The following is a 24,082-nucleotide window of genomic DNA, read 5'->3' as shown; positions in this document are numbered from 1 at the left end:
CTTAAATAAACCGGCCCCCTGAATAGCTTCAGGGGGCCGGTTGGTCCAGGAACCGTTATTCCTTGATTAATGACAGAAATTCCGCCCGGGTGGCCGGGTTCTCACGGAAGATCCCCCTAACAGCCGAGGTAACCGTCTTGCTGCCAGGCTTCTTGACGCCCCGGGCGCACATGCACAGATGCTCTCCTTCAACAACCACCATTACACCATTCGGATCCAGCACTTCGGTCATGATATCGGCGATTTGCGAGGTGATGCGCTCCTGCACCTGCAGGCGGCGCGTCACGGCTTCCACCAGCCGCGCCAGCTTGCTTAGCCCCGCAATGCGTCCGCTTGGAATGTACCCGATATGCACCTTGCCGAAGAAAGGAGCCATATGGTGTTCGCACTGGCTGTAATAGACGATGTCCTTGACAATAACGAGCTCTTCATGGGACTCATCGAAGGTAACACCAAGAACTTCTCTAGGGTCGACGGAATATCCGGCGAAAATCTCCTCGTACATCCGCGTTACCCGGGCAGGCGTCTCCAGCAGCCCTTCCCTTCCGGTATCCTCGCCGATCAGCTCCAATATTTTCTGAACATGATACTCTATCTTCTCACGGTTGGCCGACACGCTGCCGTTCACATAATCTTTGACTCCGCCCATGAAACTTCCTCCTTCAGACCGTCCCCGCTAACAAGCGGAAGCCCGGTCCGGTTACTTGCTCTTTCTTTTGGGTCCTTTATTTCCGCCGGACGGACCACGTCCCGGCATGTTCTGGTTCTTCATCATTTGCTGGGCGCGCTGCATTTGCTTACTGTTCAAATTATATCCCATCTGCTTGGCAACCTTTTGCAGCATCTCCGGATCATTCTGCATGTTGGTCATTTGCCTGCGCAGATAATATACACCGATAAAAAAGCCGCCGAGCAGCCCCACAACCAGCGTAATAATAGGAAGTGCAATATTCATCCAAAAACCCACCTCTGAGTTGTAATATGGCGCGCAGCTTAACGCACGCGCATCTATCATAGCATTTCAAGAACTGGACAGCAATTGGAAATCCCAAACTGTCTGCCCTCTTCATTCTTATGACTCCTTAGGGTCTGCCAGCCTGGCCTTAGCCCGGCGCAAACGTCGGGTGACTTCCTCGTCCTGCTCACTTTCAAGCGCAAGCTCCACAGCCGCAAGCGCCGCTTCGCCGCCGATGGCGCCAAGCGCCCAGGCAGCCGCGCCGCGCAGCTCGGGACGCGGGTCCTTGAGCAGCACTTCGGTCAGCTTCGGCACGGCAGCCGCGTCTTTGAAATTGCCGAGCGCGATGACGGCGTTGCGCTGGATGGGCTTTTTCCCTCTCCAGGCGGCGGCGCTGCTCCCGAATTTCTCCTTGAACTCGCGGTTGCTAAGGTCAAGAATCGGCAGCAGCAGCGGTTTTGCCTGCTCGGGATCGGGCAGCAGCTCTTGACGGTGGTCCCAGTTCTTTCCCCGGTTGTGGGGGCAGACAATCTGGCAAGTATCGCAGCCGTACAGGCGATTGCCGATTTTGGCCATGTACGTCTCGTCCAAAAAGCCTTTGGTCTGCGTCAGGTAAGAGATACAAGCCTGGGCGTTAAGCTCTCCGGGCCCGACAAGCGCCCCCGTAGGGCAGGCGTCGATGCATTTCGTGCATGTGCCGCAGCCTTCAGTTACAGGCGTGTCGGGCGGAAAGGGAATATTCGTGACCATCTCGCCGAGGTAAATCCACGAGCCCCATTTCGGAGAAATGACCGAGCAGTTTTTGCCGCTGAAGCCGATACCCGCCCGCTCCGCTACCGCCCGGTCCACCAGAACGCCGGTATCCACCATACTCTCCATTACCGCATCCGGCACCCGCTGCCGGATAAACGCTTCCAGACGTTCCAGCGCCTCGCGGAGCACGAAATGATAATCCCGGCCCCAGGCGGATCTCGCCAGAATGCCCCTGCGCTCGCCCGGCTCGGACTTTGGAGGATTATCCATTTTGGACGGATAGGCCACCGCGATGGCGATGATTGACTTCGGCTGTCCTTCCCGCAGAGCGGGAATCGTCCGCTTGTCCAAATCGGGCTCCTCAAAGCCGGAATCATAACCCTTGTCCCGGTGCTCCTGCAGCAGATTTTTCAAAAAAAGAAACGGCTCCGCCGTCGCAAACCCGATATCGTCAATACCTAGCGCCTGCGCCGCCTCCTTGATTTCTTTCTTCAGGCTCTCCCACCTTGGGGACGGGGGTGCATAAGATGTGTATTCCGGGGTGTTCATTACCTCCGCCTCCTTTCAGGTCAGCGTGTACAGCCAATCTCATAGTTTACCCCTGATCCTGTGATCGGTTAACGCCCTGACAATAGAAAAGCATATCTCCCGGCCGTTTGCAGGCGATAGGGATGATATGCTGAAGTGGAAAAGGAACCGTCTGCCGGCTCCGGTGGTGCTGCTCTTATATGGTTAATGTTTCCGCTTTCGCAATGCCGGCTAACCTGTCCTTTATCACCCGACGATGCTCAGCTTTCGCACCGATTTAAAGATCTGGTTCTCGCCATAACCCATCGCTTCGTACAGCGGGAGGGCAGCCTCGTTATGCTCGTCGCCGACAACGTAAATTCCGTTGACCTTGCGCGCTTGAAATCTACTCTCCATAGCGGATACAAGACTTCTGCCGATTCCTCTGCGGCGATAACTGGGATGAACGGCAATACGGAAATAACAACCATAATTTCTCTCAATCGTGCCAATCAGCGCTCCGACAATTTCCCCTTCATCCTCCGCAACAACAATGAGATTGGAATCCCATGAAAGCTGTCTGGACAAGGGTTCGATGGTGTTCTCGAAACATTCTTCAGATAAGGCGGCTTGCAGCAGTTCAGTCACTGGACTTACGTCGCTTAATTGAAAGGAACGAACGTGCATTCTTTACAGTCTCCCTTTTCTTTAGCTTTGGATTTTACAAAAAGAAGGAGTTCCCTTTATAATCCGGAGGGCATAAAAAGCATCAACTAACGAGGAATGCCTGCTTTTATTTCTATTAAAGCACATATTTCGGGCGATATCATTACTTTTATCGTGTAAGCGCTTGTAAGTAAGCGGATACATCGCACTTTATGCAAATTGTTCATCTTTCAGGAAAAATTTAGTGTATAGGTTTCTTTTTTCAGGAAAAATTAACGTAGTTAACATCGGGTTTACACAAACTATGGCTATTTTAGGTCGGGAATTGCAACTGATTCACTTTATAAACTATTTAGTTTGTTTAGTGTTGCATTCGTATCATATACGGTTTAATATTAATGTGAGCTTGGAAGCAGGCCCTATAATTGACATTGACATAAAAGATTATGGCGCCACGTAAGCGGCAGAGTCTTTTATCTATACAAATTCCAATTACAATTCAGGAGGGATTTTTCCATGGCATTTGAATTACCGGCACTTCCTTATCCAAATGACGCTCTCGAACCGCACATCGATGCTACAACGATGGAGATTCATCATGACAGACACCACAACACATATGTGACCAACCTCAACGCCGCACTGGAAAAGGCACCCGAACTGCAAGGCAAAGGTCTTGAAGAACTGATTTCCAATCTGGATGCCGTACCGGAAGCGATCCGCACCGCAGTACGCAATAACGGCGGCGGCCACGCCAACCACTCCCTGTTCTGGGAAACGATTGGACCGAATGCCGGCGGCGCTCCAACCGGAGCATTGGCCAGCGCTATCGACAGCGAACTGGGCGGATTCGAGAAATTCAAGGAAGACTTCGCTGCGGCTGCAACAACCCGCTTCGGCAGCGGCTGGGCTTGGCTTTCGCTCAAGGACGGCAAACTGGTTGTAACCAGCACGCCTAACCAAGACAGCCCATTGATGGAAGGCGCGACTCCGCTGCTCGGACTTGACGTATGGGAGCATGCCTACTACCTGAAATATCAAAACAAACGCCCTGACTACATCAAAGCGTTCTGGAACGTTGTAAACTGGGAAGTTGTCGGCAAACTCTACGACAGCGCGAAGTAAACCGCTGAACAGCTTTGCCGATCCCGTGTAATGGCAGCGGCTTATATTCTTTGTACCGCATAATTGGAACCATATGGAAAAAGGGATTGCCCTGCGCGGGCAATCCCTTTTTTGTGCGTTCACTTTGCTCCCTCATTCTGCCGAAACGGCGCATATGCACCAGCGAACCGGGCCTTGGCAATCTCACTAAAGCCGCCCTGTGGCGGCAGAACATTCTGGCTAGGCATCCTACCGGCCGGATGCTTCGGCATCCCTTCCATCGAAATAAGCATTCAGCAGCTTAAGAAAGATGTTCGGAAAAGCGTACTGCGCCATGTCCCCGCGCCCGATCCAGCGCATTTCCGCCCGTTCCGCGGATTGCCCGCTCTCGTCGGCGAAGAGCTCAGGCGCCTCGTCCGCCGCGCCTGAGCCGGGCTCCGCTGCGGCTGTACGCTGCGCAGCGTACGGCGCCTGCGCTTCCGCCGCCACAGGCAGCGGAAGCGCCTCCTCCCTGCAGCGGTACACCTGCAGGGTCCAATGGATATGGCTGAACGTATGCTCGGCAGCCATAAAATGCTCCTCCGGCCGGGCGGCGATCCCGGCCTCGGTCAGGGACCGGCGCAGCCGGTCCAGCGCGGCCGCGTCTCCCGGCCGCGCGGCGCCGGCGCCGGGAGCCTCCGGCGCCGGCCAGTGCGGCAGCTCCCACATGCGGGCCAGAAGCCCGCTGGACGGCCGCTGCCGGATGAGCACCCGGCCCGCGTGCTCGCCGCGGCCCTCCACCAAGGCCGTGAGCCGCGTTTCCGGGCGCGGCGGCTTGGCCTTGGTCTTGACGGGCAGCGAGGTCTCGCGGCCCGCGAGCCGCCCGGCGCAGCGTTCCATCACCGGGCAGACGAGGCAGCGCGGCGATTTCGGCGTACAGACCAGCGCTCCGTGTTCCATCAGCGCCTGATTGAAATGGGACGCTTCGCCGCTAGGAATAAGCTCCTTCGCCAAAACTTCCATTTTGACCCGGGTCTTGGCCTTGGCGATATCGTCTTCGATCAGAAAGAAGCGGGACAGCACCCGCATGACATTCCCGTCCACCGCCGGCTCCGGCCGGTTAAAAGCGATGCTGAGAATCGCCCCCGCCGTATAAGGACCTACGCCCTTCAACCCGAATACCGCTTCGCGGTCGTCCGGGACCTTGCCGCCGTAGGATTCCTTCACCTGCCTTGCGGCATGCTGCAAATTCCGGGCTCTGGAGTAATAACCGAGTCCTTCCCAGCATTTCAGCACCTCTTCCTCCGGCGCATCGGCCAAAGCCTCAATCGTGGGAAACTTCCCGATAAAGCGGTTGAAATACGGGATGACCGTATCCACCCGGGTCTGCTGCAGCATAATTTCCGATACCCATATATGATACGGGTCGCGGGAGCGCCGCCACGGCAAATCGCGCTTCTGCCCGTGGTACCACTCCAGCAAATGGCGGCTGAAGAACACCATGTCCTCCCGCCTCTCCATGTCCCGCCGTTCTTCATCCTGTGCCATGTTTACGCTCCTTGCTGTCCAAATTCTGAATAGGCTAATGCGCCCGCTGTTCAACAACGGCAAAGGCCGATGCCAAATCCCGGGTATGCGTGATCGTAAGATGAATCATGTAATCGTATCCTTCCGGCAGATTCAGCCTCGCCCAGGCTTCGTCCGAAATGGCCGCTTCCGGCCTGCCCAGCTTCCCCGGGAGTATTTCAATATCCGTAAATCCCAGCGCCGCCCCGATTCCGCAGCCGAATGCCTTGACGATGGCCTCCTTGGCCGCAAACCTGCCGGCGGCATACTCCGCTGTGAGACCGCCCCGGCTTCCCGCCACGGAAAGCTCGCCTTCGGTCAGAATTCGGCGCGCAAACCTGCCGACGAGCCGCCCTTCCAGCAGAACGGTGATCCGGTTAATCTCCAGCACATCATGCCCGATTCCGTATATCAAGGGTACACGCTCCTCAATTCTTCTTTTCCCGCAAATTCATATGGGAAATGATATAGATGGTATAGTTTTGAGGCAGCCTTTCTGCTATCTTAAGAAGAAACAGCTTTTGCCGCGCTTATAAATTCTTATATTTTAAAAGAAAACAGCGCCGAAGTCCATGCGCTGTTCCCGCCAGCAGCTTCGGCACACGCAATGGACTTGCCACCTGGCATACAGAGAGGAGACATTTTCTGATGAGTCGAAGCATCAATTTTGAAATCCCCGCAGGGGATGACTCCGTTCTGCGCTGCACCCGCTTCCCTTCCCGGGGGGAGGCAGACAGCCTGATCGTAATCGCACACGGCTATAAAGGGTTCAAGGATTGGGGAATGTTTCCTTATGTCGCGGAATCGCTAAGCGGCAAGCATGAGGTCGTGACATTCAATTTCTCTCATGGCGGAATCGGCGCAGATCTTCAGAATTTCACCGAGCTTGAGAAGTTCGCCCGCAATACATACCACCGTGAGCTAAAAGACCTGAATGTTCTGCTCTCCTATCTCAGCCAGCATCCCAAGCTCGGCGGACTGCCGCTCTTCCTTCTGGGGCACAGCCGGGGCGGAGGCGTCTGTCTGCTGCATGCCCTTGATTCTCCTGGCGAAGTCGCCGGCGTCATTTCCTGGAACGGCGTCACCGATCTGGACCTGTTCACAGAGGATCAGAAACAGGACATGCGTGAAAAAGGCCGCGCCTATGTCCTGAACGGCCGGACCGGACAGCAAATGCCGCTGGACGCCGTCATTTTGGAGGACTTGGAGCGGCAGAAAGAGCGTTACAATATTATCGAACGGATGCGGACGGCCAAATTTCCGGTTACGCTCATTCAAGGAAGCAACGACGTCGCCCGCCTGCGGCAGGGATCGGAGAAGCTGACCGCCCTAAGGCCGGACATCGACTGGGTGCAGATTCCGGGGGGAGATCACACCTTCGGAACGGTCCATCCGTTCGCCGGGCCTACTCCGCAATCGGAGCAGGCAATCGCCGCGACCGAAGCCTTTATCGGCCAAGTGCTGCGCTCCTAGCGGCCTTGTGACCGATAGAGCTAATACCGCTGCGGGCCGCCCGCGCATCTAGCGCAGGGACGCCGCGGCGGTGCGGTTAACATCGCACGTGGGCCGATTCAGATTCCGGGAATGGCGCTCCGCTTATGCGACCCTTTGCGGTAGAAGCTCTCCAGCAGCTCCGCCGCTGCAGGCTCTACCTTTTTCCCTTCCAGGTAATCACTGATTGCTTCTTCTGTAATGCCCCGCTTGGCTTCATCTGTCTGTCCCGCCCCCTGGTCTGCTGCCTTCGCTGCTGTGATGATTCCGTCCGGCACGCCGAGATAAGAGGCCAGCTCGCGAATCTGCCGATGATTCAGGGAACGGAGCGGCTCAATATAGGCGGCTCCGCCTTCCCATTTGGTGCAGCTGCCGGTAATTGCTTCAGATGCATGGCCGGTACCGGCCACCAGCAGGTTGTTCTCCAAGGCGAGCGCATGCTGGAACACCATCCGTGCTCCCGCTTTAATCTCTCCCTTGCCCTGATGCGTCATATGGCGGTGCTGTCCGATAGCCTTCAATGCATACTCTGTTTCAAGCGCAATCTCGTCAACCGCATCCCCGATATTCGTCTCCACCGTATACTTAAGCCCGAACGCTTCGGCCGCCTCGTAGGTGTGCCCGATATCCTCCTGCTCCCCATAAGGCTGGAATACGCCGAGCGTGATATATTCCTTGCCTTGCTCAGTGCTCAGCTCATCCGTCGCGCGCTTGCACAGGCCCGCAGCCACCACGCTCTCCACACTCCCGCTTATAGCGATCAGCAGTCCCCTGGTTCCCGATTCCAAGATATACGCTTTCAGAAAATCGGCTCTCTGCCGCACTTCAGCTTCCGCCGCAATCGCCGGTTTTACGCCGAGGGCGGCAATGATCTCTTCCTGTATGCTCAATGCAGCTCACTCACTTTCATCGCTTTAGCATCTTTTATCAAAAATAATCCCGCAGCACCCAAAAGAACGGCACGGCGGGACGTAATCGCATATTAGATTATTTAGCCTTATTTACAGTAACGATCGAATATTTCCTTCAACTCGTCCGCGATTTCCCCAGCCGAACGGTTCTCCACGCCTTGGCGCTCGATAAAATGCACCAGTTCCCCGTCCTTCATCAGAGCAATCGAAGGCGAAGAGGGCGGGTAAGGAGCGAAATACTCGCGCGCTTTGGCAGTCGCTTCCTTTTCCTGGCCGGCAAAGACTGTGAATAACTGATCCGGCAGGACTTCGTTCTTAAGGGCCTGGGCAACACCGGGACGGCACTGGCCGGCGGCACACCCGCATACGGAGTTGACAACGACAAGCGTGGTTCCCTTGGCGTTAGGCAGCGCGGTCTCTACTTCCTCCGGAGTTTTCAGCTCCGTGAAGCCGATACTGGTCAGATCGTCGCGCATCGGTTGAATCGAATCCCTCATATACTGCTCAAAAGACATGGACATGGTTCAACACTCTCCTTTTCACCTAGGTGTTAGATAGCTTAATAGCGAAACTTACTAACTTTATTATACATTCCAACTCGATGAAAGCAAGCCGCCGCCAGCTTTGAAATCTTTAACAGACGGCCGTTTCTTTCTCCTCCTTCTCATATGGAAAGGAGACGGTGAACACTGTCCCCGCTCCCAGGCGGGAATCGACGGCAATCGATCCGCCGTGCCGTTCGGCGATGCTGAGACAGAGCGGAAGGCCCAGCCCGGTTCCCTGTTCTTTAGTGGTAAAGAATGGGATAAATAATTTTTCCAGCTCTATGTCCGACATTCCGCTTCCCGTATCCTTTACCAGCAGCTCTACCTTTTCGGGGACACAACGGGTCTCCAGCGTAAGCACTCCCTTCGGCTCCATCGCTTCCATGGCATTGCGTCCGAGGTTCAGCACAAGCTGCTTGATTTCTTTAATATTGAGCCGCAGTACGGGCAGCTTGTCGCACAGCCTGATCTCGACGCTTTGCCCGCGAAGATTCGCGTCGGCCCACAGCAGCGGAGCCAGATCTTCAATCACATCGTGGAGATTGCTGTCCTCCTTGCCGGAGAGCCCGCTCTGCGCAAGCGACAAAAAGTCGTTAATAATACTGTTGGCCCGATCCAGTTCATCCATGACAATCCGGTAGTAGGACTCCATGTCCGAAGGACTCTTTTCTCTCATCAGCTGCAGGAAGCCGCGCACCACCGCCATCGGATTGCGGATCTCATGGGTAATTCCCGCCGCCATCCGGCCTACCAGCGTCAACCGCTCGACATGGCCCAGCTCGCTTCGGATATTCTCTTCCTCCGTCATATCCTGGATGATGAGAACCATTCCCTGTTGCTGTCCCTGTTCTTTGTGAACCAGAGGGGCGGCCAGAACATACAGAACTTTCCCGAGGCAAGTTACTTTTCCCATAAACCTTTGCTTAAGGATAATGCTGTCCAGCAAGTGATCCAATTCCTGGTTATCGTTCAACTTCAGCCGATGCGCCAGGTCGAATAATGTACAGTTTAGAACATCGGTCCTCGTTATATGCGGAATTACAATTTCCAGCTTTTTCATCGACGTTTCGTTAATACTGGTAATCCTTCCGTTATCATCAATGGAAATAATGCTTAACGGCACCATATCGGTAATCTGCTGAAGATCGTCTATTTCCCGTTTGAATTTCTCCGACATATTAGCGATGCGCTCCTCAATCTCGCGCTTGTTCCAAGCTGATTCAAGCATATAAATCAATACGCCGCCAAGCAATGGGTTTAAGAACAGCATGCAGAGGATAAGCGCCATTTTGTCATCCTGCAATCGGGAGAAATCATTCCCGTCAAACAACGGTGTAAGCGCTATAAATAACATAGACGGCACCAGTACGATCCAGAGTATGGCGATCTTTTTCACGACCGTTCCAAGCTTGAACCTATTGGCCATGCCAAATACCAGCGGATACATGAATAGCCCGGAATCAAGCAGCACATGGCTTTGCGCCGCCGGATAGGAGAATACATAAGTGCATACCGGCAGCATTACGGCAAGCAAGGCGCGGGAGCGGAAGCTTCCATACAACATACCGATAAAGGCGGGCAGTATTCCCCAGTTTAAATAGATCATCCCGAACAGGCTGCAAGACAGCAAAGAGCAAAGAACAAGACTCAGCCCGCAGGCCATCACGAGAAAGGCATAATCATCCGAACACCGGAGATTCCTGCGCGGTATATGAATTTGATTCAGTCTCCACTGAAACAGCACTAAAAATGAGGAGGCAGCAGCCATTTGCAATAAAATTTCTTTCACCGCAGTTGTAATTGTGATCACCGTCCGACTCGTAAATTGCTCTGCAAACTTAGAATTAAGCATACTCCGTTTGCTGACAATAAGGAAGGATAAGAAGAAACAGCTTCACCGTCCTTAAATGCGGAAATTTAACGGCCGGGTTCAGTAAGCAACACTTGTACAAGTGGGTGGGAACTCACCTTCTATTACTTGACGCGCCTACGCGACCGTAGATACTCCCTCGACGCTGCGGGGTATACAATCTTGGCTTTGTGTATAATTTAACAGAATGCAGCAAAAAGAAGGAGACCTCTTTCTCGTCTCCAGTGTAAGTTTTTATTTATATTCCACAATTCAACTTGGCTTGTTCTATAATCTTTGCTGATCTTGATCTTATAAAAGTTTCATAGTCATTTCTTAAAGCAGCATTGTAAGCTTCCTCATCAATTAAATGAGTCTGTAAAACACTTTCTAACTTATCTCCAAGTCTTTCTGTTAGCTCAGAAAAATAAAGTGAAGGTTTAGTATCCGATATTTCTCTGTTGTTTCCAAGATTCAACAAACATATGTTTGAATGACTGTTTATTAAACTCGATTTTGTACCCATGACTCTTAAAAAAGCTTTAGGAAAAATATGATGGTACTCATGTCGATTTACTACAGATAAAGCCGACTCAATGTTTACAGGAGTTCCATCCAATAAACTTTTAGGTTTTTTATTAGCTAACAAGAGTCCCAATGTCTTACTACTCGCTTTATTTAATCTAAAATCATCGAATGCAAAGCCTTCAAAGTGTATACTTTTCTCAAATCTTGGTTCTATGAGTAGACCATTTGCAAAATCTCGAAAATCACTAAGATCGAGAGATAACTGAGCAGAATTGAATGATGCAAAGCTCTTTCCAATTGCAGTCCGCCAAAACCATTTCTTTAATTCATCTCTTTGATGAATATTTGGTTTAGGACATACGTTGAAAAAATCAACCAAAAAGGCAATCTGAAGTGAATACGGTAAGTAATTATAGGAACAAACAGGGAGTTCAGTCGTTATAAAATCGACCGCAAGTTCATACGCTTTTTTGCACTTTTCACTTGCCTCTATTAAGTCTGTTGGTACCTTCTTTCTTAGTTTGTCGATATCCTCTCGATTAATACCTACTCCAGAACAGGAGGATATATTTCTTAATATTTCAGTCTCTGAAACATCCTCAAATCTCTTGTTTGACAAAGAGTCTCTTACCGAATTAATCGTATCATTTAAATCGAATTCTCCACTCCAAGTTGCAGCTCTCATAAGATCAACCATAGTTAATCTTCTTCCGGTTGAATTGATACGTTCAAAAATTGGAGCAACCTCGTCTATACTCATGTCACCAATGCTAACTGCTGCGATTTTGTAATCTTTGATGGTTTGCAGTAACCTTCCTGCATTTGCCTCATACTTATCTTTGTTTTGATGATATTCAAATTTCTTGCATTGACCTATAAAATCAAACGTTCCTAATAGCTTATTCAAAGGAAAATAATGAGGTTTTTCTTCACCATTAGGATATATGAATTCCTCTCTTTCTAAATCAAAAGAAATATTCCACATGCTTTTTGGGTTATCCCCATTCCAATAAAGGGCACCGCACAAAGTAGATAATCTTTGTTGACCATCTAATAAGTAGTTCGTTGGATATTCCTCTGGTCGTTCATTTATATCTAAATCCCCAATTTTTCTCTCGCTTGCCAACTTTTCCTTGGTAAGCCATAAGAGAATGCTTCCTATTGGGTAACTATTATATATACTATCTAACAATGCAAGTATATCATCTTTTTTCCAGACAAATGGTCGTTGGAATTTCGGAAGCTTGATATCCCCTGTTTTAACTTTTAAAACCAATTCTTCAATGCGAAGTATGTCAGGCTTTGGATCATTTTTAACTTGCACAGTTTATACCCTCTTTCTATATGTATACTAAATTCCGGTTACTAATTATACCATATTATACCTATTCAAATGTGAATATTGTCATATTGGCTCGTATTTTGGGTTATAATAAAAAAAAAGTATGGGAGTTTTGACCTATGTTTGATGTAATCGTAATAGGCGGTGGTTCAGCAGGTCTAATGGCAAGCGTGGCGGCAAGCGAACATGGCGCAACTACTTTGCTGATTGACAAGGGAGACAAGCTTGGACGCAAGCTGGGCATCTCTGGTGGTGGACGCTGCAATGTGACCAACAATAAAGAAGTGGACGAACTTATCAGGCATATTCCTGGGAATGGTCGTTTTCTTTATAGTGCATTTGCGAACTTCAGCAACAAAGATATTATCGCCTTTTTTGAGAACCTTGGAATACATTTAAAGGAAGAGGACAACGGACGTATGTTTCCTGTCTCAGACAAAGCAAAAACGGTTGTTGATACTCTTGTAAAACAGGTTAGAAAACAAGGCGTTGAAGTAATGGTCAATAGCCCTGTCTCAGAGGTTCTCTACAGCGATGGGCATGTCACTGGGGTCAGGTTGAAAGCTGACAAGATTTTGCCATGTAAATCCGTTATTATAGCTTCTGGGGGTAAGTCTGTGCCTCAAACAGGCTCGACAGGGGATGGGTATCGATGGGCAGAACAGGCAGGACATTCAATTACACCTTTATTTCCTACCGAAGTGCCTTTAACTTCAGATGAACCATTAATTAGAAGTCGTGAGTTGCAAGGGTTGTCTTTACGGGATGTTTCGCTTTCTGTTTGGAACACCAAAGGAAAACGTATAATTTCGCATCAAGGAGATATGATATTTACACATATTGGAATATCTGGACCTATTGCTTTAAGATGTAGTCAGTTTGTTGTGAAAGAATTGTTAAAAAGCCCTACTCATCAAGTAAAAACAACCATAGACCTCTTCCCAGATAAGACAATAGATACTGTCTTTGAAGAAACCCTTTCTTTATGTAAGATAGAACCAAAGAAATCTATAAAAAATGTGTTGAAGGCATACTTTCCAGAACGTCTGATTACTATACTGCTTCAAAAATCGGAGTTAGATGAATATCTAACATATGATAATATTCCTAAACAAAATTGGATTGACTTGAGCAGAATTTCTAAAGAGTTCCCTATTCAGATAAGCGGAACACTATCCATTGAAGAAGCCTTTGTTACAGGAGGTGGAGTTAATTTAAAGGAAATTGACCCTAAGACAATGGAATCCAAATTGATGAGCGGCCTGTATTTCTGCGGTGAAATTCTGGATATACACGGATATACGGGCGGGTACAATATTACCGCAGCTTTCTCAACAGGGTATACGGCCGGAATGCATGCCGCGCAGCAGGAACCTGAAGGTGGTTCTCCCAATTTTTGAGAGCAATTCCACTTACCCCATCAAACGAAAAATGAAACAGCATTTTCCGTAAATCAAAACCAGCGCGAACGAAGAGCCCCTCGGCGTTCACGCTGGTTTTCGATTCTATGCGAATTTACCGGGCCAGCCGAAAGGCTGTAAACACTCTGGCAGCCATAATGCCGATCGCTGCGCCAGCGGGTATAAATACCGCAAGCCCCCACCAGCCGTACAGCGGCATCGAGACGACCGCCGCGCATAATATGGAGAAAGGAAGCAGCAGAATCGGAACCGCCAGACTCCCCGCGTCCGCTTTCCGGTCTTTGCTGAACGGGAGCAGCGCGATAAATTCATCGCCGGCGAATACTTTCCAGTAAGAGACCAGCCACGAGGCCATCAAAAAGACCAGCACAACACAGATAGCCCATTTCAGCATTCCCGGAACGATCAGAACGGCCACGGCACCCACTCCAGAAAACTGAAGATACAGCTTTAAATGTCCCGGATTACGTATAAACGCCTTAATGGAAGCTCCGGCCAGCCGGCTTTCCGGGGAACTGGGGCGCAGCAGCGGCCGGGATTTACGGAAGATCCAGGGCTTATGCCGGGTCGGACGCGGCTTATCGATGACGCCTCTCAGCAGCAGTCCGGCTATCTTCATCCGCTGCTTGAAATCCTCGCGCACGTCGCCAAGGAACGTGCCGCGCAAGGCCAGCCTTGACCGCAGCCCGGCAGCCGCCACCGCCGCATACACGGCAGCGGCAAGCAGCAGCAGCGCCGGATGGGCGCTCCAGGCGACGGCGGCGCGAATGTACAGCCCGCTGGGCAGCCATGCGGCGAGCAGCATCCATAGCCACCTGCGCCAGCCCTGCTTCTGTACCTTTACATTGTGCGCAAGCAGCTTGACGCATGTCCCGCAGCATAGACTCAGAACCAGCAGCGCTCCCGCGCCCATCCCGCTTAGCCCGTAGCCGCGAACGAGAAACGGCAGCAGAAGCAGAAAGCCTGCCGTAATTTTCAGCGCCGTCACCAACAGGCTGTACAAAATTCCGCCAAGCATAACCGTGCGTATCCAATTCTTGCGCTGCCGCAAAAATAGCAGGTCACCTTCATGCAGCAGCAGCAGAATGCCGCCCTGCATCAGAAAGGCCAACAGCGCCGGCAGGACGGCATAGGGAAGCAGCGTAACCCATGCCGGAAGCGGCTCATTCCAGAACCCGTAATAAAATCTTCCGCCAAGCAGCCCGCCCGGGATAAGGATGTATAAAAATACCGTCCAGTCCGCAGCGGTGCGGATGATGCCCCATTGTTCTTTCCAATGGTGGCCAAGCCGCCTTCTCAGCAGGCTGCCGGGAGTCCGGATGTCATAGCCCCGGCGGGTTTCGTCTAAGTTGCTCATGGCTAACGTCTCCCTCCCATCATGCCAGCGCATCGAAGCAGTCGAACAGCGAGGCTTCCGGCAGTCCCGCTGCCGCGCGTATATTTTCCAGCGTGCCGGAGGCCGCTACGCGACCGGAGGATATGAGTACAAACGAATCGCAGATCTTTTCCGCCGTATCCAGAACATGCGTTGACATCAGCACTCCCGCCCCCCGCCGCCGCTCCGTCTCCAGCAGACGCAGGAAGTCTTTGGTCGCACGGGGGTCGAGTCCGATAAACGGCTCGTCTACGATATAGACGTCGGGCTGTACAAGAAATCCAAGCATCAGCATCATTTTCTGCTTCATCCCTTTGGAGAAGCCCGCCGGCAGATCGTCGCGCACATGCTCCATGCCGAACTGGCGGAGCAGCCGCTCCGCCGCCTCCTTGAAGCTCCCGTAGTCCAGTCCGTAAGCGGCAGCCGACAGGTCAAGATGCTCCCACAGCGTCAGATCCTCATAAAAGACCGGCTGCTCCGGCACATAGGCGTAAGAACCGCCCCCCGAACCGCCGATCGCAACCTTAGCCTTCGCATGCTTCAGCAGCCCGAGCAGCGTCTTGATTGTCGTACTTTTACCGGCTCCGTTCGGACCGATCAGCCCAAGCAGCTGACCGCGCCGGACCTCAAACGAAATATCGGCGATGCGGACATCCCCTTCCTCATACCCCGCCTCGGCTATGGAAACATCCAGTACAATATCATCCCGCTCCGGCATTTCCCGTTCCTGCTCCTGCTCCATTTCCCGTTCCGGTAAATCTATTACCGCTTCCGGCTCTACCATTCGTTCCATCTCCCAAAAACATTATAGATAAGGTCTAATATCGGTTTCATATCTTCTACTCTATGATTACAATCCCGCTCCAGACACTAATACATATCTTACCATCCGATCACGGCTTTTGCAGCGATTCTTTAAGATTACACGGCAGCCGGCTCTTTGGAGCTTCCCGCTTCAGCCCCGTGATCCCTGCGTTCGATCAATCCCCGCAGCGCCAGCATCGCTGTGCCTAGCAGCAGGGTAAGCAAGCCGGAGACGATAAAGGCAACTACCGGACCTGACGCCGTAACCAGCGCTCCGCCGGCCACCGGTCCCAAAATGACGGACGTGCTGGTCAGACTGTTTACTGTTCCGAAGACCCGGCCGGTGTAGGCTTCAGGCGTCCGTTTCTGCAGCATCGACTGAAACGGAATGAAGACAAACCCGGCTCCGGCTCCCGCCACAAGAAAAGCGGAAAACAAAATAATATAAATCACTGCCCCCGGTCTGCCGTTAGCGGTCGCCACGGCCGCGCCGGCAAATACCGCTCCCATCAATACCGCGCCAAGGCCCATGAATAGAAGCGGATGCCGGGAGCTGCCCATCCGCCTTGCCAGCAGCGCAGCGATCAGCGTGCCGAGCCCGCTTGCCCCTACGCACCAGCCGAGCAGATCGCCGCTGACGCCGGGAATGATCCGGAACAGCGTCACGAGCTGCGAATCGGCGATATTCAGCACGAGCAGCACCAATATGAGCATGAGAATGCCACTGAGCACGGCGGGCATTCCGGCAATCATCCGCAGGCCTTCGGCCATTTCCCGGCGGAAAGACCGCCGATCTCCGGGGCGTCCTTCCGTCCGGGCCGAAGCCCCCGCTCTGCGGTCCCGCGGCAGAGCGATCAGAATCGCGGCCGATACCAGAAATGTTGCCGCGTCAATCAGATAACAGGCGGAGATGCCGAACAATGCCACAAGCAGACCGCCGAGGGCGGGGCCAAGAATCTTCGTGATCTGCTCTATGGAAGAACTCATCGCAACTGCGGCATCCATTTGGGAGACAGGAACCAGCTCCTTGAGCTTGCCGCTCTTGGCCGGTGAGAAGATCACATCCATCGTTCCCTTGAGCAGCAGCAGCACATAAACCTGAGTCAGCGATCCGGCGAATACGAGCAAGGCCACAATAACCGTACGGGCTATATCCGATCCGATCATCAGCGCCTTGCGGTTCAGCCTGTCGGCAGCCACGCCGGCGAAAGGTCCGCCGAGCAGCATCGGAGCAGCCATACAGAGCGAGATGGCGGTAATCTCCCAAGGCGTCGCGTTCCATTTCAATCCGACCATCGTCAGCAGCGCGAGCACATGGAGCCAATCGCCTATATTGGATATGAGCTGCGCCGAGAGCAGCAGCACCAGCGGGCGGCTCAGTGTCAGTTTGCTTTTTTCTTCATTGTCAGAATTCTGATTACTCATTGCTATACCACTCCCATCGTCCCTTTGCTTCATAAAGCCATATTAAGATAACAGGAAACTTTATCCATCCGTCCCGGGATGTAATCGCCGCTACCCGCCCAGGCTGATTTAGGTCTCGGTATAGGGACTGAAAGCATTTTGATTTTTAATAATTAAAAGTGTACTCATTGTGACAAATCACATGTTTTTCTGCCATTTATTCACGTATTGTAAGAATATATACAGGTTCGCTGCACAGGTCCCTTGCTTTCAGGATGAGATTGTTCAACCCTGCGGGCGGCCCGCAAGAAGAATTAATAACAAAGGGTGAGAGATGCATGATACAATCCTATGAACGCGATACCCAGTTGACGCTGCACTTGTACCGGGTGTTCGCCAAGTCTTTCAAGAGTATCAATGAACATGCCGTAATCGGAAGCAAGATCGAAGGGTTCAATCCGACGGCCTTTGCCGTCATGGAAGTGCTTTATTATAAAGGACCGCAGCCAATCCAGCAGATCGGCGCCAAGCTGCTGCTGCAGAGCGGGAATGTTACTTACGTCATCGACAAGCTCGAAGAGCGCGGTTACTTGCAGCGGAAGCCCTGCCCTACCGACCGCCGCGTTATTTTTGCGGAGCTGACTGCAGAGGGCGAGCGTCTGATGAACGATATGTATCCGAAATATTCGGAGCGTATCCACCTTGCATTCAGCGGACTGAATGACGAGGAGAAAGAACAGATGATCGTTCTGCTGAAAAAGATGGGGCTGCAGGCTGAGAAGCTGTCTCCCCTTCCTCGGAAATAGCTCCCTGCAGTTTAGGGACCACAGGCGATATTTAAAGGTAACCGGTTTTGCCTCACAGGCTTCTTTAATTTGGCGCGAAGCTAATAGAGCCTTATATTTCAACAAAAACGGCTGCACAGCCCATAGAGGGCGCGCAGCCGTTTTTTTGCAATTTCATTTCCCGCTCCAAGTTTCTCGCGCGCTGTCCGGCTGCATCCATCTCCGCCGTAACCGTACAGCCCCTTATTGCGCTTTCTTAAAAGCGATGCTCTCCTGTTCCGCCACCGGAACGCCGCTGCGGAGGCCCGCCGAAATCAGCAGGGACAGCGCGGCGATAACCGCCATAACGATAAAGAGCGAATGCAGCCCGCCTTCGAGCGCGGTCCGCAGAACGCCGCCAGCGGTACCGGATAGCTCAGCTCCGGCCTGGGGATCGAGCAGCTTATTAATATCCTCTCCTGTAATCCCGCCCGAAGATAAGCCCTTCAGCAGCTGGTCGATCCGCAGATTCAGCCATGAACCGAACACGGCTACCCCGACCGTCTGCCCCAGCGAGCGGGTGAACGTGTTCAGTGCCGTTGAAGCGCCGCGCATGCTATGTCCCACAGAAGACTGGGCGATAATCGTAAAGACGGTCGAGCAGTAGCCAAAGCCTATGCCGCAGAGCAGCATCAGGGCAAGCAAAGGTAAAGAGTGTGAGCCTCGGGACAGTAGCGCAAGGCCTAAGGCTCCGGCGAAGATCAGCGCAAGGCCCAGCATCGCTGTTCGGCGCGAGCCCGCGCGCAGGATTAGGCGTCCGCCAGCCACGGAGCCGAATATCCAGCCGACCGACAGCGGAGCAATCAGTAGGCCGGACAATGCCGCGCTGCCTCCGTTCACCCCCTGTACCCAGAGCGGCACATATGTAGACAGCCCGATAACCAGCGTGCTGATTAACAGGTTGGAGCCCGTCGAGAAGGCGATGTTGCGGACCCGGAACAGACCGAGCGGAAGCATCGGCTCCAGGACGCGCCGTTCCACTGCCCAAAAGGCGGCCAGCAGCAGTACAGATGCCGCAAGCGTGGCGATCAGCAGCGGCGAATTCCATGAAAAGTTCTGTCCGCCGGTGGACAAGCCGAACAGCAGCGCGCCCATTCCTGCCGCGAACAGCAGGACGCCGAATATATCGATCTCCGTCTTGCGGCGTATCCGGTCTTCCTTCAAGTACCGGGCGATAAAGACAATCGCCAGCAGGCCAAACGGCAGATTAAAGACAAAGACCCAGCGCCAGCTCAAATAATCGACCACATAACCGCCAAGCAGCGGGCCGACCAGCGAAGAAATTCCCCATACCGAACTCAGCATGCCTTGAGTCTTGGCCCGCTCTTCAATGCTGTATATATCCCCAATGATCGTAAATGTAACTGGAATCAGAGCTCCTGCACCCATCCCCTGCAGCGCGCGAAAGGCCACAAGCTGCTCCATACTCTGAGACACTGCGCACAGCAGCGAGCCGGCGAGAAATACGGCAGTCCCCCCTAAGAATACGGGCTTCCGGCCGAACAGATCGCTGATTTTGCCAAAAATCGGCGTAGTTACCGCCATTGCCAGCAAATAAGCGGTGAAGATCCAGCTGAGCCACTGCATGCCTTTAAAATCACCGGCTATGGCCGGCCCGGCAGGTCCGGTAACAGTGCCTTCAATCGCGGCCAGAAAGGTTGCCAGCAGCACCCCCGTCAAGATCAGCCCGCGTTCTGACGTTCCTCGCAGCATCATGAATGATTATCCTTCTCTCTCTAGGATTATAAATCGCGCCAATCCCGGCGCAGCAGCGCATATAAATCTACGTCCTGAAACCCGGACGGTGTATGGCGGTACTCGCGCAGCGTTCCCTCCCTGCGGAACCCGAGCGAGGCAAACATCCGGCCAGACCGGAGGTTGGCCGGAAGGCACTGCGCCTCCACCCGGTTCAGCTTCATCTCTTCGAAGCCATACCGAAGCGCCAGCGTCAGCGCTTCGCGCATATACCCCTGGCCCCAAAATGCCGGCGATAACTCGCAGCCCACCTCGCCGCGGAAGGCTCCCGTCAGCTGCCAGTTGTTATAACCGCAGCTGCCGATCACCTCCCCGCTGGTGAGCTCAATGCTCCAGCGCAGGCTCTCCTCTTCACGCTCCATTTCCAGGAGCAGCCGGATGAGTTCTTCCGCTTCCGCCTTGGAGACCAGCGGCTTGATTCCAAGCCAATAAGCCGCCTCCGGATGGGACCAGCAGTGAAGAAGCGCGCCGGAATCCTCCTGTCTTAAAGCCCGCAGCTTCAGTCTGCGGCCAGCCAGTTCGGGCGCTGTTTCGCTGTGCTCCTCCATCCCCTCGCCCCCTTGTAATCCGTCCATTATACCTTATTTTGAAGCCAACAAAAATAGCGCCCGTACAGGACGCGGAATGCATCCCTACTGGCGCCAAAATAATAATTCATTCCATTTGGGTATGGGCTCGGGCGAAGCCCGCTCCCTTGGTTCAGCCCGCCGTATCGGCAGTCTTAAATGGTTTCCTAGCCTCGCTAAGCAGCAGCTCCAGCTTGGCCAGAATTTCCTTGTACTCCTCGATTCCCGTACCCGTAATGCTGTACTCCTCGCCATGGGCGGTCAGGAAGTTATCCTGCGTCAAACGCTCCAGCTCTTGCTTGACTTCACGCTCACCTATCCTGTATCCGTAATTCTCAAGCTTAGTCTGCATATCGGTCACCGTCAGGTCCCGCTCGCGGGCATTATAAAGCATGTGGATTCCTATGAACATATTCTGTACATCGGCTCGCATGTTTCACTCCTTCCGGCCATTAAGCCTTCCTTGGTCTATAGAGTTATTACCCCCTAACCCTCGGGCGGAAACACGCATGGGTTCGGGGGAGGCAACAGCAACCGGTTGTATAAATTTGACAATACTGCGCCAAGGCTTGACGACTGCTTGGCGGCTGTACTATGTTGTTAGATACAACAGTTGCTCATTCAAGATTGACTTCATGTATAGGAAGGTGATGCTCCATGTTTCAGGCTATGCCCTATGACGGAACGCGCAGCGAGCGGTTTGAATCCGTTCTAATTCAGCTTGGGGCCTTGATGAAAGACGAACCGAATGCAATAGCGAATTTGGCCAATGCTGCGGCGCTGCTTAAGCTCTCTCTCACGGACACGAACTGGGTCGGATTCTATCTTTATGACGGCAAGGAGCTTGTGCTCGGCCCTTTCCAGGGTCTGCCCGCCTGCATCCGCATCCCGCTGGGCCGGGGCGTCTGCGGCACGGCGGCTAACGAACGCCGGACACTAGTCGTGGACGATGTGCATGCCTTTCCGGGACATATCGCCTGCGATCTCGCCTCCAACAGCGAAGTTGTCGTTCCGCTGATTAAGGACGAACGGCTTCTGGGCGTGCTTGATGTTGACAGCCCGCTCAAACACCGGTTCGACGACGAGGAACGACGGTTTCTGGAGCGCTTTGCAACCATGGTCTCCGAGGTTCTTTAACCATATTCAATTGTGCCTGCCGCATGGCGATATTCCGTATTCATACATGAGCAAAAGCGGCTGCGCTCCGAATCTTCGGGGCACAGCCGCTTGCCGTTATATTTCTTTTTCTGCTGCCGTTCGTTTCATATGGCTTCAGAGCGGTACAGACCGGATATTCCAAATTTCGGACGCGTAACGGCTAATCGTATTGTCGCTTGAGAACTTGCCGGAATGGCCGATATTGATAATGGACTTCTTCAGCCATTCGCTCCGGTTGCGGTAAGCGCGGTCGATTTCCACATGCGTCTCCACATAACTCGGAAAATCCTTAAGCACGAAGAATTCGTCGTTATTATCGAGCAGTGAATGGAAAATATTCTCGAAATCCTGATGGTAGCAGCAGATCGGCCCCGGTGTAATAAGCTGGTCCAGAACTTCTTTCAACCGGCTGTCGCTGTTGTACATATCGCGGGCATAATATCCGCCGTACTGGTAATAATCCATTACCTGCTCTGCGCGCAGTCCGAACAGGAACATATTATCGTTGCCGATCATTTCATTCATCTCGACATTGGCTCCGTCCATCGTTCCGATGGTCAGCGCGCCGTTCATCATAAACTTCATATTTCCGGTGCCGGAAGCTTCCTTGCTCGCCGTCGAGATCTGCTCGCTGACATCAGCCGCCGGGATAATCTTCTCTGCCAGGGATACTGAATAGTTCTCCAAGAAGAAGATACGGATTTTGCCCTTCACGTCAGGGTCTTTGGCCACGATATCGGCAACGGTATTGATGAGCTTGATAATCCGTTTCGCCAAATGATAGCTCGGAGCCGCTTTAGCGCCGAAAATAAACGTGCGGGGCACCATGTCGAGATTCGGACTCGCCTTAATCTGATTGTACAAATGCATAATGTGCAAAATATTAAGCAGTTGGCGCTTATAAGCATGCAGACGTTTGACCTGGACATCGAAAATGGAGTCCGGATCGATCATGACGTTATGCTTGCTCTTGATGTATTCCGCCAGACGCAGCTTGTTCTTCCGTTTGATATCGGATACCTTTTGCTGGAACGAAGCATCCTCGCAGTATTTGATCAGGCCGATCATTTCCTGCGGATGGGTTATCCAGCGCGGACCGATCGCCTCAGTGATTAGACCGGCCAAATCCCGGTTGGCATGCATCAGCCAGCGGCGATGAGTGATCCCGTTCGTCTTGTTGTTGAACCGGTTCGGGTACATCTCGTCGAACAATCTCATTTCCCGCTTCCGCAAAATTTCCGTATGCAGCGCGGCTACGCCGTTGACACTGTGGCTGCCCACAATCGCCAGATGCGCCATCCGGACCTGGTCGTCATAAATAATCGCCATTTGCGCGATCCGGTTATGGTCTTCGGGATACCGCTTCATTAGCTCGCCGCAGAACCTTGCGTTAATCTCTTCGATGATGAGATAGACCCGGGGCACCAAATCCCGCACCATATTCACCGGCCACTTCTCCAGCGCCTCGCTAAGAATCGTATGGTTGGTATAGGAAACCATGCGCGTGGTTAAGTCCCAAGCTTCATCCCATTCCAGACCTCTGTCATCCATGAGAATCCGCATCAGCTCCGGAATCACCAGCGTTGGATGCGTATCGTTAATATGCAGCGCCACCTTATTCGGAAGCTCCGACAGCGGAAGCCCGAGTTTCCAGTAAAAGCGCAGGATGCTCTGCAAGCCGGCGCTGCAGAGGAAATACTGCTGTTTCAGGCGGAGCAGCTTGCCCTCGTACTCGGAATCATCCGGGTAGAGGAATTCCGAGATGGATTCCACAGCCCGCTTGTACTCGAGAAATTTGTGATAATCGGTGCCCGTGTTCGGGCCAAAATCCCTGTTCGGCTGGAGAATCGACTCGGCGCTCCAATTGCGCAGCGTATTGACATGCCGCCGATCGGCGCCGATGATCGGCACATCGTACGGCACCGCACGGACCGTCTCGTAATCCTTGTGCCGGAACACGAGCTTTTCGCCTACAGTTTCAGTCTCGACGCGTCCCCAGAACCTTACCTCCACACTCTTGTCCTCACGGCGCACTTCCCACACGTTGTCTTTTTGCAGCCAGTAATCGGGCAGCTCCACCTGGTATCCGTCAACGATCTTCTGCTCGAACAAGCCATATTTGTAGCGTATGCCGCAGCCATGTCCCGCATATTGCAGGGAGGCCAGGGAATCGAGAAAGCAGGCCGCAAGCCGCCCTAATCCGCCGTTGCCGAGACCTGCGTCCGCCTCCTCCTCCTCGACCTCCTGAAGGGAGAAGCCCAGCTCATTAAGACCGTCCCGCACCATCTCCAGAACGCCCATATTCAGCAGATTATTGCCCAGAAGCCTGCCGATAAGGAACTCCATCGAGAAGTAGTAGACCTGCTTTTCCTTGCCGTCTTTGTATTTCAAGTTGGTATTCGCCCAGTTCTTACCGGCCTGTGCGCGGACCATACTGCCTAGAATGTGGTAAATGTCGGCATTAGAGGCTTCCTCCAGCGGCTTACCCAGCTTCCCGACCAAATCTTCGACAAATGCTTTTTTGAATGCTTCTTTATCGGTAAACAACAAACAGGTTCCTCCTGACAATAACGTTTTCG

The 24,082-nt window shown here is 52.7% G+C and carries 22 protein-coding genes; 5 read left to right on the top strand and 17 right to left on the bottom strand.

The genetic code is table 11. The annotated features are described in order from the left end of the window. Positions 1-55: 55 nt before the first annotated feature. The 4 genes from folE to PDUR_RS03100 form a co-directional block, all read right to left on the bottom strand. Positions 56-649 (bottom strand): GTP cyclohydrolase I FolE, encoded by a 594-nt coding sequence (folE, locus tag PDUR_RS03115; RefSeq protein ID WP_042205057.1) that lies wholly within the window; start codon positions 647-649, stop codon positions 56-58. 51 nt (positions 650-700) lie between these two features. Then, positions 701-955, bottom strand: a complete 255-nt coding sequence (locus PDUR_RS03110) for a YneF family protein (protein ID WP_042205056.1) — start codon at positions 953-955, stop codon at positions 701-703. Between the two features lie 117 nt (positions 956-1,072). Next, positions 1,073-2,257 (bottom strand): tRNA epoxyqueuosine(34) reductase QueG, encoded by a 1,185-nt coding sequence (queG, locus tag PDUR_RS03105; protein WP_042205055.1) that lies wholly within the window; start codon positions 2,255-2,257, stop codon positions 1,073-1,075. A gap of 225 nt (positions 2,258-2,482) precedes the next feature. Beyond that, positions 2,483-2,902, bottom strand: coding sequence for a GNAT family N-acetyltransferase (locus tag PDUR_RS03100; protein ID WP_042205054.1), 420 nt, complete (start codon positions 2,900-2,902; stop codon positions 2,483-2,485). Between the two features lie 495 nt (positions 2,903-3,397). Between PDUR_RS03100 and PDUR_RS03095 the strand changes: the two genes are divergently transcribed. Further along, positions 3,398-4,006 (top strand): superoxide dismutase, encoded by a 609-nt coding sequence (locus PDUR_RS03095; protein WP_042205053.1) that lies wholly within the window; start codon positions 3,398-3,400, stop codon positions 4,004-4,006. Between the two features lie 228 nt (positions 4,007-4,234). Here the strand turns inward: PDUR_RS03095 and mutY are convergent, their stop codons facing one another. Together mutY and acpS are read right to left on the bottom strand one after the other, a co-directional pair. Continuing rightward, positions 4,235-5,512 carry an A/G-specific adenine glycosylase gene (gene mutY / locus PDUR_RS03090; RefSeq protein WP_407944277.1) on the bottom strand — a complete coding sequence of 426 codons (1,278 nt, stop codon included), beginning with the start codon at positions 5,510-5,512 and terminating at the stop codon, positions 4,235-4,237. Between the two features lie 34 nt (positions 5,513-5,546). Continuing rightward, complete coding sequence (gene acpS / locus PDUR_RS03085) at positions 5,547-5,945, bottom strand: holo-ACP synthase (protein WP_042205051.1); 399 nt, start codon at positions 5,943-5,945, stop codon at positions 5,547-5,549. Positions 5,946-6,178: 233 nt separating this feature from the next. On the opposite strand from acpS, the gene PDUR_RS03080 reads away from it, so the two are divergent. Further along, complete coding sequence (locus PDUR_RS03080; protein WP_042205049.1) at positions 6,179-7,003, top strand: alpha/beta hydrolase family protein; 825 nt, start codon at positions 6,179-6,181, stop codon at positions 7,001-7,003. A gap of 98 nt (positions 7,004-7,101) precedes the next feature. Here the strand turns inward: PDUR_RS03080 and nadE are convergent, their stop codons facing one another. The 4 genes from nadE to PDUR_RS27035 form a co-directional block, all read right to left on the bottom strand. Continuing rightward, entirely contained in the window at positions 7,102-7,911 is an 810-nt protein-coding gene (gene nadE / locus PDUR_RS03075; protein WP_042205048.1) for an NAD(+) synthase, read from the bottom strand. Positions 7,912-8,018: 107 nt separating this feature from the next. Next, positions 8,019-8,453, bottom strand: coding sequence for a BrxA/BrxB family bacilliredoxin (locus PDUR_RS03070; protein ID WP_042205047.1), 435 nt, complete (start codon positions 8,451-8,453; stop codon positions 8,019-8,021). A gap of 112 nt (positions 8,454-8,565) precedes the next feature. Further along, positions 8,566-10,287, bottom strand: a complete 1,722-nt coding sequence (locus tag PDUR_RS03065; RefSeq protein ID WP_233277470.1) for a two-component system sensor histidine kinase NtrB — start codon at positions 10,285-10,287, stop codon at positions 8,566-8,568. Between the two features lie 298 nt (positions 10,288-10,585). Continuing rightward, the gene (locus PDUR_RS27035; RefSeq protein ID WP_052409971.1) at positions 10,586-12,178 is read right to left on the bottom strand and encodes a DUF262 domain-containing protein; all 1,593 of its coding nucleotides are present in this window, start codon (positions 12,176-12,178) and stop codon (positions 10,586-10,588) included. A gap of 137 nt (positions 12,179-12,315) precedes the next feature. Here PDUR_RS27035 and PDUR_RS03055 point away from each other — a divergent pair, with 137 nt between their 5' ends. Next, positions 12,316-13,596 carry a BaiN/RdsA family NAD(P)/FAD-dependent oxidoreductase gene (locus tag PDUR_RS03055; protein WP_042205046.1) on the top strand — a complete coding sequence of 427 codons (1,281 nt, stop codon included), beginning with the start codon at positions 12,316-12,318 and terminating at the stop codon, positions 13,594-13,596. 115 nt (positions 13,597-13,711) lie between these two features. Here PDUR_RS03055 and PDUR_RS03050 read toward each other — a convergent pair whose 3' ends face one another. The 3 genes from PDUR_RS03050 to PDUR_RS03040 all read right to left on the bottom strand — a co-directional run bounded on the left by PDUR_RS03050 (position 13,712) and on the right by PDUR_RS03040 (position 17,221). Continuing rightward, positions 13,712-14,974 (bottom strand): ABC transporter permease, encoded by a 1,263-nt coding sequence (locus tag PDUR_RS03050; protein WP_042205045.1) that lies wholly within the window; start codon positions 14,972-14,974, stop codon positions 13,712-13,714. A 19-nt stretch (positions 14,975-14,993) separates the two neighbouring features. After that, positions 14,994-15,710 carry an ABC transporter ATP-binding protein gene (locus PDUR_RS03045; RefSeq protein ID WP_407944309.1) on the bottom strand — a complete coding sequence of 239 codons (717 nt, stop codon included), beginning with the start codon at positions 15,708-15,710 and terminating at the stop codon, positions 14,994-14,996. Between the two features lie 203 nt (positions 15,711-15,913). Further along, positions 15,914-17,221 carry an MFS transporter gene (locus tag PDUR_RS03040; protein ID WP_042205044.1) on the bottom strand — a complete coding sequence of 436 codons (1,308 nt, stop codon included), beginning with the start codon at positions 17,219-17,221 and terminating at the stop codon, positions 15,914-15,916. A gap of 317 nt (positions 17,222-17,538) precedes the next feature. Here PDUR_RS03040 and PDUR_RS03035 point away from each other — a divergent pair, with 317 nt between their 5' ends. Next, positions 17,539-18,006: a MarR family winged helix-turn-helix transcriptional regulator gene (locus tag PDUR_RS03035; protein ID WP_025691115.1), complete on the top strand. Its 468-nt coding sequence runs from the start codon at positions 17,539-17,541 to the stop codon at positions 18,004-18,006. Positions 18,007-18,228: 222 nt separating this feature from the next. Here the strand turns inward: PDUR_RS03035 and PDUR_RS03030 are convergent, their stop codons facing one another. The 3 genes from PDUR_RS03030 to PDUR_RS03020 all read right to left on the bottom strand — a co-directional run bounded on the left by PDUR_RS03030 (position 18,229) and on the right by PDUR_RS03020 (position 20,778). Continuing rightward, a complete protein-coding gene (locus PDUR_RS03030; RefSeq protein WP_042205043.1) occupies positions 18,229-19,740 on the bottom strand; it encodes an MDR family MFS transporter in 1,512 nt (503 codons plus the stop codon). 26 nt (positions 19,741-19,766) lie between these two features. Next, positions 19,767-20,327, bottom strand: a complete 561-nt coding sequence (locus tag PDUR_RS03025) for a GNAT family N-acetyltransferase (RefSeq protein WP_042205042.1) — start codon at positions 20,325-20,327, stop codon at positions 19,767-19,769. 151 nt (positions 20,328-20,478) lie between these two features. Continuing rightward, positions 20,479-20,778: a hypothetical protein gene (locus tag PDUR_RS03020; protein WP_042205041.1), complete on the bottom strand. Its 300-nt coding sequence runs from the start codon at positions 20,776-20,778 to the stop codon at positions 20,479-20,481. Between the two features lie 224 nt (positions 20,779-21,002). On the opposite strand from PDUR_RS03020, the gene PDUR_RS03015 reads away from it, so the two are divergent. Then, positions 21,003-21,482, top strand: a complete 480-nt coding sequence (locus PDUR_RS03015) for a GAF domain-containing protein (RefSeq protein ID WP_042205040.1) — start codon at positions 21,003-21,005, stop codon at positions 21,480-21,482. 135 nt (positions 21,483-21,617) lie between these two features. Here PDUR_RS03015 and PDUR_RS03010 read toward each other — a convergent pair whose 3' ends face one another. Next, complete coding sequence (locus PDUR_RS03010; RefSeq protein WP_042209003.1) at positions 21,618-24,050, bottom strand: glycogen/starch/alpha-glucan phosphorylase; 2,433 nt, start codon at positions 24,048-24,050, stop codon at positions 21,618-21,620. Between the last annotated feature and the right edge of the window lie 32 nt (positions 24,051-24,082).

Source organism: Paenibacillus durus (genome assembly GCF_000756615.1).
Classification (GTDB): domain Bacteria; phylum Bacillota; class Bacilli; order Paenibacillales; family Paenibacillaceae; genus Paenibacillus_AQ; species Paenibacillus_AQ durus.
Note: the sequence above shows the minus strand (reverse complement) of the source record. Positions and strands in the feature narration are given on the sequence as shown.